10 protein-coding genes are annotated in these 12,728 nt (G+C 70.1%); 3 read left to right on the top strand and 7 right to left on the bottom strand.

Annotated features, from left to right (window positions below; genetic code table 11):
• A partial coding sequence (locus ACFVYE_RS37380; protein WP_389608424.1) for a hypothetical protein occupies window positions 1-1,014 on the bottom strand: 1,014 nt, incomplete at its 3' end.
• Window positions 1,015-1,156: 142 nt separating this feature from the next.
• On the opposite strand from ACFVYE_RS37380, the gene ACFVYE_RS37375 reads away from it, so the two are divergent.
• A complete protein-coding gene (locus tag ACFVYE_RS37375; RefSeq protein WP_389608423.1) occupies window positions 1,157-3,271 on the top strand; it encodes a TPM domain-containing protein in 2,115 nt (704 codons plus the stop codon).
• A gap of 59 nt (window positions 3,272-3,330) precedes the next feature.
• Window positions 3,331-4,044: a PspA/IM30 family protein gene (locus tag ACFVYE_RS37370; protein ID WP_383975950.1), complete on the top strand. Its 714-nt coding sequence runs from the start codon at window positions 3,331-3,333 to the stop codon at window positions 4,042-4,044.
• A 76-nt stretch (window positions 4,045-4,120) separates the two neighbouring features.
• On the opposite strand, the gene ACFVYE_RS37365 is transcribed toward ACFVYE_RS37370, so the two are convergent.
• The 6 genes from ACFVYE_RS37365 to ACFVYE_RS37340 form a co-directional block, all read right to left on the bottom strand.
• The gene (locus ACFVYE_RS37365; protein WP_383975958.1) at window positions 4,121-6,673 is read right to left on the bottom strand and encodes a SpoIIE family protein phosphatase; all 2,553 of its coding nucleotides are present in this window, start codon (window positions 6,671-6,673) and stop codon (window positions 4,121-4,123) included.
• 193 nt (window positions 6,674-6,866) lie between these two features.
• Window positions 6,867-7,295 (bottom strand): ATP-binding protein, encoded by a 429-nt coding sequence (locus ACFVYE_RS37360; protein WP_383975949.1) that lies wholly within the window; start codon window positions 7,293-7,295, stop codon window positions 6,867-6,869.
• A 210-nt stretch (window positions 7,296-7,505) separates the two neighbouring features.
• Window positions 7,506-7,910, bottom strand: a complete 405-nt coding sequence (locus ACFVYE_RS37355; RefSeq protein ID WP_093896846.1) for a (deoxy)nucleoside triphosphate pyrophosphohydrolase — start codon at window positions 7,908-7,910, stop codon at window positions 7,506-7,508.
• 42 nt (window positions 7,911-7,952) lie between these two features.
• Window positions 7,953-8,153, bottom strand: coding sequence for an SPOR domain-containing protein (locus ACFVYE_RS37350; RefSeq protein WP_383975946.1), 201 nt, complete (start codon window positions 8,151-8,153; stop codon window positions 7,953-7,955).
• A 195-nt stretch (window positions 8,154-8,348) separates the two neighbouring features.
• Window positions 8,349-10,103, bottom strand: coding sequence for a purine-cytosine permease family protein (locus tag ACFVYE_RS37345; RefSeq protein ID WP_383975944.1), 1,755 nt, complete (start codon window positions 10,101-10,103; stop codon window positions 8,349-8,351).
• 159 nt (window positions 10,104-10,262) lie between these two features.
• Window positions 10,263-11,015, bottom strand: coding sequence for a GntR family transcriptional regulator (locus ACFVYE_RS37340; protein ID WP_383075817.1), 753 nt, complete (start codon window positions 11,013-11,015; stop codon window positions 10,263-10,265).
• A gap of 259 nt (window positions 11,016-11,274) precedes the next feature.
• Here ACFVYE_RS37340 and ACFVYE_RS37335 point away from each other — a divergent pair, with 259 nt between their 5' ends.
• The gene (locus ACFVYE_RS37335) at window positions 11,275-12,654 is read left to right on the top strand and encodes a glycoside hydrolase family 18 protein (protein ID WP_383975942.1); all 1,380 of its coding nucleotides are present in this window, start codon (window positions 11,275-11,277) and stop codon (window positions 12,652-12,654) included.
• Window positions 12,655-12,728 lie beyond the last annotated feature (74 nt).

Below are 12,728 nucleotides of genomic sequence, written 5' to 3'. Positions count from 1 at the left end.
GGCCCGCGCCGCTATTCCCACACCGCCCCCCCCCCCCCCCCGGCCCCGGCCGGGGCCGGGCCCCCCCCCCCCCCGGGGGGGCCCCCGCCCCCCCCCCGCGACCGTCTCCGCCGACTCGTGGTGTCCGAGGTCGTTCTCGTGGAAGAACGGCAGCCCCATCAGCAGATCCGTCTCCGGGGGCGTCACCTCCAGGGCGAGCGCGGTCTGCTCGGCGACGTAACCGCCGAACATGCCCTCCAGCGGCATCCAGGTGTCGTACGACATGACGGCGATCTGGTCGACCCGGCGTGCGACCTGCCCGAAGAACTTCTGCGACCACCATTTCTGACGGCCGCTGAGCGCCCCCACCACCCTGTGCGCCGCCGGCAGCGGGTCCATCTGGTGGGCGGCGACCGACAGGGGAACCTTGCGGGCCCGTGTGAGCCCGCGCAGGTCGTCGAGGAGCGAGAGGTAGTGGCCGTCGCCGGAGTGCAGCGGCTCCAGGTCGAAATGGACGCCGTCGAATCCGGCGTCCAGGATCTGCCGCGCCGATGCGACGACAGCGCTTCGGGACGCGGCCCGCTCCAGGCGCAGCCCGTCGGGCCCTTCGGTGGCGAGCTTGTCGCCCAGCCAGGCCTGGACCCGGATGCCGGGCAGGGTGCGGTGTACTGCGTCGAGCAGCCACCGCGCCCGGGGGTAGCGGGCGGCGGGCAGGGTGCCGTCGTGTTCCAGCGGCCCGGCGTGGACGTACAGGTCCTTGATCCCGGTCCCCTTGATCCGGGCGGCGAACGCGGCGAGGTCTGCGTCGTCCTTGCGCCCGTCGACCCAGGCGTGGCCGAGCCAGATGGCGTCGCGGCCACGGGTGCGGGTGCCGTCGCCGGGGTCACCTGAATAGTTGAGCCGCAGGGCGATCCCGGCTGTGAGGACCGGTACCACGATCACCAGGACCGCTCCCAGAGCGATCCGTCTCGGCCAGGTGCCCCACAGCCCACTCCAGCGGAACCGGGCCGCCCGGTTCCGTACGGCCTGAGTCATGCGCTTCGTCCGCGTCCGCACGTCCGTCCCCCTGAATGCCTGATGTCGGTGTGCCGTCGCAGTATGAACGGCGTCGTTCCCGGCTCCGGGACCGACCGCCCGGTCGCGGGTGACAGAGGGTGGACATAGCCTCACAAATGTGATGCCGCTCGTGAGCCGTACCCGGATATCCATACCGGGCCGGGCCCTTCTCGCCGTGCTGTTGACGGTGTGCTGGCTGGCCCTTCCCGCCGCGCTGACCGCTCGCGCCGACGATCCCGTCACCCTGTCCAAGGACGGGCAGATCACCGACAAGGTGGGGGCACTCGGGGACCGCAGGGACCAGGTCACGGCCGCGCTCGACCGGCTGTACGCCGACCGCCGCATCCAGCTCTTCGTGGTCTACGTACGGGACTTCTCCGGCCGGTCCGCGCAGAGCTGGGCCGATGAGACGGCCAACCGCAACGGCCTCGGCCGCGACGACGTCCTGCTCGCCGTCGCCACCCACGACCGGCAGTACGCGTACACCGTCGAACAGGGCTCACGCCTCACCGACGCCCAGCTCCAGGACGTGGCGAGCACGGCGATCGAGCCCGCGCTCAGGGTGCACGACTGGGCCGGCGCGGCGATCGGCGCCGCGAACGGGTACTCCGCCGTGCTGGCCGACAAGCCCGTGCCCACCCCGACGATCACGCCTGGCGTCGCCGATCCCGGAACCGGGAATTCCGGCGGGACGAGTGCCGGGGACCTGATTCTGCCGGTGGTCGTCGTCGGCGGAGCGGCAGCGGTCGCCGGCTATGCGTACACCCGGCGCAGGAGGCGGGCCACGACCCGCACCACGCCCGGAGCGACCGGCTGGGGTCCGGGCTCCGCCGGAGCGGGCCCGCCGCCCCGGCCACCGACTCCGTTGCCGGAGCTCGATGCCCGTGCGAAGGAATTGCTGGTGGACACCGACGACGCGGTCCGCACCAGTGAGGAGGAACTGGGTTTTGCCACCGCCCAGTTCGGTGAAGAGGCCGCAGCCCCCTTCACCGAGGCCGTCACCTACGCGAAGGGTGAGCTGACGGCCGCGTTCCGGTTGCGCCAGCAGTTGGACGACGCCTTTCCCGAGGACGATGCGACGCGGCGCCGGATGCTGGACGAGATCATCAGCCGCTGCACGGACGCCAACACCCGCCTCGACGCCGTGTCCGAGGACTTCGACCGGCTGCGCGCCCTGGAACGTAACGCTCCGCAGGCCCTGGCCACGGCCGAGACCGCTTTCCGTGCTCTCGCCGGCCGTGTCTCCGCTGCCGAGGCCGCTCTGACAGCGTTGCGCAGCCGGTACGCGGAGTCGGCCTCCGCGCCGGTCGCGGGCGCCGTCGAACAGGCCAAGGACCGGCTCGTCTTCGCCACTTCCGGCCTCAACCGGGCCCGCCAGTCGGTGGACAGCGGGAACAACGCCGCGGCGGCGGTGTACGTACGGGCCGCCGAGGGCGCTGTCGACCAGGCGACCACCCTCGTCGATGCCGTGGACCGCAGGAGCCGGGAGCTCGCGGAGGCAGCGGGCAGACTTCCTGCCGCCCTCACCGAGACGGAAGCCGACCTGGCCGATGCGGGCGGGCTGCTCGAAGGCACCGCGGAGGGTGTGTCGACGGCGGACCTACGGGGCCGGATCGCGCGCGCGGAGTCGGTGCTCGGTGACGTGAAGCGGGAGATGCAGGCCGGTCCGTACGACCCCATCGACGCACTGCGCAGGGTGGAGGAGGCCGATGCGGCGCTCGACGAGGCGCTGGCCGGCGCCCGGGAACAGGAGCAGGGCAACCGGCGGGCCCGCTCCCTTCTGGACCAGGCGACGCTCACCGCGCGTTCGGCGATCGGCGCCGCAGCCGACTACATCACCACCAACCGCGGAGCCGTGGGCAGCCAGGCCCGGACCCGCCTCGCGGAGGCCCAGCGGCGGCTCGACCGGTCCCGTGAACTGGCCGGGACCGGCGATCCCCAGGGCGCGCTGGCCCAGGCGCAGCAGGCGGATTCCCTGGCCGGGCAGGCCCGGAGCCTGGCCGAACAGGATGTGCGGTCGTACGGGGGCCGAAGCGGTCCGGGCGGTATGCAGGGAGGGGGCGGCGGGGTCGGCGGCGCGGTGCTCGGCGGGATCATCCTCGGCGGACTCCTGGGTGGCGGCGGGGGCGGCCGCGGCGGCGGGGGTTACGGAGGAGGCTTCGGCGGGGGCGGCGGGCCGGGCAGTTTCGGCGGCGGGGGCACGCGCGGCCGGCGGGGCGGCGGCGGCCGCTTCTGAACCGACGGCGCGGACACCGGCTCAAGGCTTCATTCGTACTCACGCACAGGAGAGGTGCCATGACCAAGCAGACCATCCTCGGCCGCGTCACCCAGCTGGCGAAGGCCAACATCAACGCATTGCTGGATCAGGCGGAGGATCCGCAGAAGATGCTGGACCAGCTGATCCGCGACTACACGGCCAACATCTCGGAGGCCGAGCAGGCTGTCGCCGCGACCATCGGCAATCTGCGGCTGATGGAACAGGACCACCAGGAGGACGTCGACGCGGCCAAGGAGTGGGGCGGCAAGGCGCTCGCCGCCAGTCGTAAGGCCGACGAGCTGCGGGCGGCGGGGGCGGGCGCGGAAGCGGACAAGTTCGACAACCTGGCCAAGGTCGCGCTCGGCCGTCAGCTCCAGTCGGAGAAGGAGGCGAAGACCGCGGAGCCGACCATCGCCTCGCAGACCGAGGTGGTGGACAAGCTCAAGTCCGGCCTGGACCAGATGAAGACCAAGCTGACGGAGCTGAAGTCCAAGCGTGACGAGCTCGTCGCACGCGCCAAGTCCGCCCAGGCGCAGAACCGGATGATGGACTCCGTCAAGAACATCAATGTGCTCGACCCGACCAGCGAACTCAGCCGTTTCGAGGACAAGGTACGGCGCGAGGAGGCGAGGGCGCTGGGCAAGCAGGAGCTCGCCGCGTCGTCCCTGGACGCCCAGTTCGAGCAACTGGACAGCATGGGCGACAGCGCCGAGGTCGAGGCCCGTCTCGCCGCCCTGAAAACGGGCTCGTGACAGCGGTCCCGGCGGGCTGATGACGGGGCAGCGCCGTCGGCGACCCCATGGCGGGCACGGCGGCCTCCTGAACCGCTCAGAACATGCTCAGCAGCTGCTCGACCGTGCGCTCGGCGGCCGGCTCCCCGTCGGGCAGCGCCAGTTCGAACCAGACGGTCTTGCCGCGCGGTGTCCGCCTCGACCCCCAGGCCACGCTCAGCAGCCCGACCAGCTGCAGCCCACGCCCTCCCTCATCGGTGTCGCGTGCCCGCCGCCGCCGCGGCTGGACGAGACCCGCGTCCCATACCTCGCACACGAGCGTACGGTCGCGCAGCAGCCTGAGCCGGATCTCGCCCTCCCCGTACCGCAGGGCGTTGGTGACCAGTTCGCTGACCAGCAGTTCGGTGGTGTCCACCAGTTCCTCGAGGTCCCAGGCGAGCAGCCGGCCACGGGCCAGTTCGCGGGCGCGGCCGACGGAGCGGGGTTCGCGGGGCAGCCGCCAGTCGCCGACGGCGTCGGCCGGCAACCCCCGGATGCGGGCCATGAGCAGGGCGATGTCGTCCTCGCCGTGCCGGGTGTCGAGGGTGGTCAGTACGTGGTCGCAGACGTCTTCGAGCGGCCGTTCCGGTTCGACGAGCGCACCGCGCAGGGCATCCAGTCCTTCGTCGAGCGGATGGTCGCGGGACTCGACGAGGCCGTCCGTGTAGAGGGCGAGCAGGGCGCCCTCCTTCAGCTCGACCTCGACCTCCTCGAAGGGTTCGCCGCCGACGCCGAGCGGCATACCGGGCGGGACGTCGAGCAGCATGGCCGGTTCGCCCGGCTCGACCACGGCAGGGGGGAGATGGCCGGCGTTGGCGAAGGTGCACCGCCGGGTGACCGGGTCGTAGACCGCGTAGACGCAGGTCGCCAGGTAGACCTCGGAGAGGTCTGCCTCGCGGGACTTGTGGGCGGCCCTCGAGGGCCACTGGGCGCCGCCGCCGAAACCGTCGGATGAGGAGGTGCCGCCGCCTGGGGTGCCGAGCCCGCGGGCGACCTCGTCGAGTGCGGAGAGCACTTCGGCGGGTTCCAGGTCCAGGAGTGCCAGGGTCCGTACTGCGGTGCGCAGTTCGCCCATGGCCACGGCGGCTCGCAGGCCACGGCCCATGACGTCGCCGACGACGAGGGCGGTCCGGTGGCCGGGGAGCTCGATCACGTCGAACCAGTCGCCGCCCACCTCGGTGGCCGTGTTGCCGGGGAGGTAGCGGCAGGCGATGTCCAGGCCGGCGGCCACGGGGTCGCCGGGTGGCAGGAGGCTGCGCTGGAGGATCAGTGCGCGCTCGTGCTCGCGTCGGTAGAGGCGGGCGTTGTCGATACAGACCGCGGCGCGGGCGGCGAGTTCGGTGGCCAGTGCCCGGTCTCTCTCGCCGAAGGGTTCGCTGCCCTTCGTGCGGGAGAACTGGACGAGACCGACCACCGTGTCGTGGGCGACCATCGGTACGGCGAGCGTGGACTGGACGAAGCCCCGGCCGTCGCCGGGCACATCCTCGACATGACCGGTGCGCAGGGCAATGGCACAGGGCGAGTTGTACGAGAAGCGGTGCACGGCACCGAGCGCGGGCGGGCCGGTGACCGTGTCGGGTGCGGCGGTGGCGGGCAGGGCGTCCGACACGGCACTGGCAAGGGCGACGCGGCGCAGTTCGGCGGAGCCGCCGACGGACTCCTGACGGAGCGAATCCCAGCTGCCGGGCGGCGCGTCGTCACCGGTGAGCAGCCCCTGGTAGAGGTCGACGGAGGCGAGGTCGCAGAAGCCGGGCACGGCGACATCGAGGAGTTCGCGGGCGGTGGTCTCCAGGTCGAGGGAGTTGCCGATACGGGCACTGGCCTCGTTGAGCAGGGCGAGGTTGCGGCGGGCGCTGGCCGCCTCACGGGCGGCGATGTGCCGTCGGGTCACATCGGTGGCCAGTCCGGCGATGCCGATGGGACGGCCCGATCCGCTGTGCACGCGGTAGAGGTTCATGGACCAGTGGCGGTTGTCACTGTCGCCGGGCGCGGTGCCGACGAGCTGGAGATCGGTGACGGATACGCCGGTCTCCAGAACGCGCTCCAGCGTGACGGTGAGCCGGTCGGCCTCGGGGCGGGAGAGGTAGTCGTCGACCGTACGGCCGCGGTGGTCGGCGGCCTGGCCGCCGAAGACGGTGGCGAAGCGCTGGTTGGCCCGTATCACCGTGAGGTCCGTACCGAACAGCACGAAACCGAAGGGAGATTGGCCGAATATGGCCTGTGACGCAGCAAGGTCCGTCTCGATGCGGCGCAGCGCGCGGACGTCCACGACGATGCAGAGCGCGGCGCGTTCCCCGGTCCCCGTCTCGCTCGGCATCACATAGATCTCGGCGAGCCCGCGCACGGGATCATCACCCGGTATCCGGAAGGGGACGAGGCCCGTCCACTCCTTGCCGTCGAGGATCTCGCCGACCCGGCGGTGCCCGTCCGTGCGCAGTTCGGCGGGCATGAACGCCTCGACCGGATCCATGCCTACCGCTTTGTCTGCGGGAACGCCGAAGAGGCCGGCGGCCCGCCGGCTCCACTGCTCGATCAGGCCGTCGGGGCCGATCGAGAAGGAGGCGACCCTGATGTAGTCATAGATCGAGCCAGGCGGGCTGCTCTGCCACACAATGTCGCCCGTTGTCCCAGGTATTTCGCTCACGCGACCGTCCCCTCCAGCTCACACACCGGACCGGTCCTGCCCGCAGTATTCAGCACTACGGCCCCTACCGACACGGCGTTCACGATCACAGCACGGTCTCAGTCCCTTTCAGCCAGGTTCTGCCCGACCTCTGGTGATCGCTGTGCGTCCCACCCCACTCCTAACCAGGCAGGGCCAGCTCGAACCACACGGTCTTGCCGGTCTTTCCGCGTCGGGTCCCCCAGCGGCGAGCAGAACAGGCCACCAGCTGCAGTCCTCTGCCGCCCTCGTCGTCGGGTCCCGCCATACGTTCGGTGGGCGGATCCGGAAGCGGATCGGAGACTTCCACGAGCAGTCCGGGACGGGCGGCGGGGGCGTGACCGTTGAGATGGGGGCGCAGCAGCCGTACGCCGATGGGGCCCGATGTGTACTGCATGGAGTTGGTCACCAACTCGCTGACCAGCAGAACTGTCATATCCCCCACGGCAGCGTCGAGCCCCCAGCCGCGCAACGCCTCATGGACGGCATGCCGCGCGGAACGCACGGCGCCCGGCACAGCCGGAAAGGTCCACTCGGCGCAGTCGCCTTCGGTGTCGATCACGCCGATCACTTCCCAAGACCAGCAACGGGAACGTCCTGTTTACGGGGGCTAATCAGGACATACCCGATATTCGGGGCGAACTATCGCCAGGGCCGACACGTGGGGCGTACGGGTGTACGGCCGCGCGCACGAACAGACGTACACAGAGAGAGGGGCGCACGGGGCGAGCGGCGCGCGCCACCGGAATCCACGCCGACAGCGTTCGCCGCGGTGTTCCGCTCAGCGGGGCGCACCGTCCGGCAGGCGGCGCATCGCCTCCGCGACCGCGGGCAGGTCCTGGTCCAGCCAGTCGACCGCGTCACTCTCGCCGGGCCCGAGCCAGCGCAGTTCGTCATGGTCCTGGAGCGGTGCGGGCACCCCGGACACCAGACGGGCCGTCCACACCCGGAGCACGTACCCGGGCTTCAGCGGCCACTCACCGGGGATGCGCTCCAGCGGCTCCGTCTCCACGCCGAGCTCCTCGCGGAGTTCCCGTACGAGCGCCTGCTCGCCGCTCTCCCCCGGCTCCAGCTTCCCGCCCGGCAGCTCCCACCGGCCGGCCAGCTCGGGCGGGGCGCTGCGGCGCGCGGCCAGCAGGCGGCCCCGGTCGTAGACGGCTCCGGCCACCACCACACGATCGTTCATGAGCCGGAGCGTAACGCGCGCGCCCCACTCCTCGCGGACGCTCTACGGCCGGGCGCTCTGCCCGATGCGCTCCACCCAATAGAGCTGCTTGTGCCCGTGGGCGTCGAGCTTGTCGGCAGTCTTCTGGGCCTCGCCCTGTGTGGCATACCTGCCGACGCGGTAGCGATTGCCGTTGTCGTCCTGCCGTATCACCAGCCAAGGGAGCTCGGCACCGTTGTCGCTCATCGCGCCCCTCCCCAGCATTGCGCCCCTCCCTCGAACGGCATGCACGTCTCTAAGGATCCCCAGGAAACCGCAGTACGCATATGCCGGAGCCTACGCCTGACCTTCACTCAACGGATACGTAATTACACAAAGAGATACCGATCCGGCCATGAAGACGGGGCGCACCCGGTTGGATGCGCCCCCTGCAGCAGTTACGCCGCCGGTTCCCAACCCCTATTGCGCCTCCGCCGCCGTACGGACCGTCGGCATCGGCATGAGGACGGGCCCGGCCGACGGCTGCTTGCGGCAGACGTCCCCGCACTCCGCGTCGAGCGAGCAGCACAGCGAACAGATCGGCCCTGCCTGCACGGGGCAGTCGGCGATGTCCGGCAGCTCATAGGCGGTTTCACAGACCGCACAGGTGTGGCTGGCGGTGATGTCCGCGACCTCGACACCGGGACCGTTCACCGGGTTGGGCCGGGCCAGGTAGTACTTCCCCTTGGTCGCCCAGGCGATCAACGGGCAGAGAGTCAATGACAGTCCGGCCGCGACAAAGGTCGAGAAGGCTTCCGCATAGCGTCCGAAGAGCCCGAAGAAGGCCAGGATCGAAACGGCCGACGCAATCACCATCGCGCCGAATCCGGCCGGGTTCACCGCGTACAAGTAGGCCCGTTTGAACTCGATGTACCGGGGACTCAGCCCGATCCGCTTATTGATGACCAGGTCGGCTGCGACGGCGGCGATCCAGGCGATGCCCACGTTCGAGTAGAAGCCCAGCAGCTTGTTGAGAGCCGCGAACATGTTCATCTCCATCAGCGTGAGCGCGATGGCGAGGTTGAGGAAGATGTACCAGACCCGGCCCGGGTGTTTGTGGGTGATCCGGGAGAAGAAGTTCGACCAGGACAGCGAACCGCTGTAGGCATTGGTCACATTGATCTTGATCTGCGACACGATCACGAAGACCGCCGCCGCGGGCAGGGCGAACGAGCCGAGCCATGGCTTCAGCGCCTCGATCTGCGGCGCGATCGGCTCCAGCGCGTGCGTCTTGCCCACCGCCTCCAGTGCGACGAAGGCGAGCAGCGCGCCGCCGAGCTGCTTCGCCGCCCCGATGACGACCCAGCCGGGCCCGGCGGCTAGCACCGCGAGGTTCCAGCGCCGCTTGTTGGACTCCGTCCTCGCCGGCATGAAGCGCAGATAGTCGGCCTGCTCACCGATCTGGGCGATGAGCGAGAGCGCGACGCCCGTACCCAGTCCGAAGCCGATCCAGGAGAATCCGGAACCCGCGCCCTGCGTACCGCCGAAGGAACCGAACGCGCCCCAGGCCTCCGGCGCCTCGAAGGCGAGCACGACGAACGGCAGCACCATGCCGATGATCCAGATGGGCTGGGTCCACGCCTGCACCTTGGCGAGCGCTCCCATGCCCCGGAAGACGACAGGGATGACGATGAGCGTGGTCAGCAGATAACCGGCCTCGACCGGGAGCCCGACGGCCTGATGCATGGCCTGCGCCATGATCGAGCCTTCGAGGGCGAAGAAGATGAAGGTGAAGGACGCGTAGATCAGCGAGGTCAGCGTCGAGCCGAAGTATCCGAAGCCTGCGCCACGGGTGACCAGGTCCATGTCCAGGCCGTACTTCGCGCAGGCCCGGGCGATCGGTATGCCGGTGAGGAAGATGATCGTCGCGGCGGCGAGGATCGAGGCGAGTCCGCTGGTGAAGCCGTAGGTGAAGACGATCGAGGCGCCGATCGCGAAGTCGGCGAGATAGGCGATTCCGCCGAGCGCGGTGCCCGCGACCGTGGACGGCGACCAGCGCCGGAAGGAGTGCGGTGCGTAGCGGAGGGAGTAGTCCTCACGGCTCTCGTCGGCGGCGAGCTTCGCATAACTGCGCCCAGGAGCCGGAGCATCGGGCCCGGCCGGAACCTCCGTGGCCGGCGCCGCCGGAATCCCGGCCGGCGCCTCGGCCGTCTTCGGTGTGGCTGTGTCCGTCATCGGTGACTTCCCGTTCGTCGTCCGGTGTGCGGGTACGAACGGGAAGGTAGGAGCGGGACATGACAAGCCATTGCAGCCGGTGATTGCCCCTCGGTTACGGGACCCGACAGGGCGTTAACTTGTCGTCACCGACGCCGGACGGCGCCCTCCGGGTATCGGTCACCTGACCGGAAGGTGGTAGGCGATCCGGAAGCGATCGGCGGGCACCACCACGTCCGCCGTCTCGACCGGGCGACCCGATGCGTAATACGTACGCTCGATCACCATCACCACATGGCCCGGTACGCCGCCGAGCGCGAGGAGCTCCTCCGCCAGCCCCGGGCGCGCGCCGACCTGCTCGGCCACGTTGTCCACGACGACATCGATCGCGGCCATCCGCTCGACCACCCCGCAGCCGCCCAGCGGCCCCTCCTCCGGCAGCATCACCGGCGTACGCCCCGTCACGGCGAGGGGTTCCCAGGAGGTGGAGAGCATCATCGGCTCCCCGGCCTCCCGGAAGGTGTATCTCGTACGCATCACCCGGTCGCCCGGTTCGATGCCGAGGCGCTCGGCGATCTCACCGCTCGCGCCCTCCTGCTCACTGCGGGACTCCCAGGTCCCGCGCACCCCCTCCGCCGTCTGCTCCTGGCGGAACGGGCTGGCCCCGGCCCCGGTCCGGTAGCCGGAGCGGGCGATCCGGCGCGGAACCGGGCGCTCACGCACATAGGTACCGGAGCCGGAACGCCCCTCGACCAGACCCTCGGCCATGAGGACCTTGCGCGCCTCCAGCGCGACGGTGTCCGAGACTCCGTACTCCTCGCGGATACGGGCCTGCGAGGGCAGGCGCGTATGCGGCGGCAGCGAACCGTTGACGATCTTCTCTCTCAGATCGCTCGCAACGCGCAGATAGGCGGGCTGCTCACCGAAAGTCACAGGCCACTCCCAACAGGTTGACAGTCTGCAACAGCCTGGCAACCGTCGGTTGTGGATCGCAAGCACAGGCCAGAGTTTCACCCGAAGTGATGATTCATCACGACCTCACGCATAACCCGCCACCAATCGCCGGAGAGGCCCCGACCCTTCCGGCCCGGGTTCTCCCCAACCCCTTGACCCCTTTTGGTCCAGACCAATAGCTTCCTCTCCACAGAGCACGACTCATGTACCTCTCAGCACACGCACAGGAACGGGCCTCATGCGTCGAAGAACCCTGTCCTCCCTGGCCATTGCCGCCTGCGCAGCCGCGCTGGCGGCCGGCATCACCCCCGCCGCCTCCGCTTCCGCCGGCCACGGCAGCGCAAGCACCGGCGACCACGGCTCGGCCCCCGCCTACAAGCGCGTCGGCTACTTCACCCAATGGGGCGTGTACGGGCGCGACTTCCAGGTCAAGGACCTGGACACGAGCGGCTCCGCGGCCAAGCTCACCCACATCAACTACGCGTTCGGCAACGTCAGCGCCGACGGCAAGTGTTTCACCGGCAATGTGCCCGGCGAGGCCGACGCCTGGGCCGACTACGTCCGTCCGCTGGACGCGGCGGGATCGGTGGACGGTGTCGCCGACACCGACGACCAGGCCCTGGCGGGCAACTTCAACCAACTGCGCGAGCTCAAGGCCGAGCATCCCGGCCTCAAGGTCATGATCTCCCTGGGCGGCTGGAGCTGGTCCACCCACTTCTCGGACGCGGCCCGCACCGCCGCTTCCCGCAAGGCGTTCGTCTCCTCCTGCATCGACCTGTACATCAAGGGCAACCTGCCGGTGGACGGAACGCGCGGCGGCCAGGGCGCCGCGGCCGGTCTCTTCGACGGCGTGGACATCGACTGGGAGTGGCCCGGCTCCGCCGGCGACACGGACACGGTCCACCGCCCCGAGGACAAGCGGAACTTCACCGCGCTGGTGCACGAGTTCCGCACCCAGCTCGACGCCTACGCGAAGAACAGCGCGAAGACGCAGAAGAGCAGGGGCCACGGCACGAAGCCGAAGCACTACGAGCTCTCCGCGTTCGTCCCCACCGCCCCCGCCAAGATCGATGCGGGCTTCGATGTGCGCCGCATCATGCGGGACTTCGACTTCGTCAACCTCCAGGGTTACGACTTCCATGTCTCCGGCGAGGCGACCACGGCCCAGCAGTCCGCGCTGTACGCGAAGGGCGACTTCAGCGTCGACCAGACCGTCCGCGACTGGATCGAGCGCGGCGCCCCTGCCCGCAAACTGGTGATGGGCATGCCGTTCTACGGTCAGGGCTGGACCGGCGTCACGGGCGGCGGCGACGGTCTCGGCCGGCCCGCCACGGCACCCGCGCCGGCTACCTGGGCCGCCGGCTACGAGGACTACAAGGCCCTCAAGAAGCTGGCCGACTCAAGCACGTACAAGATCCACCGGAACGTCAGGGACGGCAGCGCCTGGCTGTTCGACGGCACCACCCTGTGGACGTACGACGACCCGCAGGTGCTGCGCACCAAGACCTCGTACATCCGCAAGCACGGTCTGGGCGGCGCGATGTTCTGGTCGCTGGACGGGGACACCGACGACGGCGAGCTGATGACCGCGGTCGACCGGGGACTCGGCCGGCACTAGCGCATGGTGTGTGGGGGGGGCCCCGGAGCGGGCCCCCCCCACAACCACAAAAAAAAAAAGAGCCCGCAAAAAAA

The sequence above is a fragment of the Streptomyces sp. NPDC058239 genome, assembly GCF_042882185.1.
Taxonomy (GTDB): domain Bacteria; phylum Actinomycetota; class Actinomycetes; order Streptomycetales; family Streptomycetaceae; genus Streptomyces.
The sequence above is the reverse complement of the archived record's forward strand: the minus strand, read 5'-3'. Positions and strand labels throughout refer to the sequence as shown.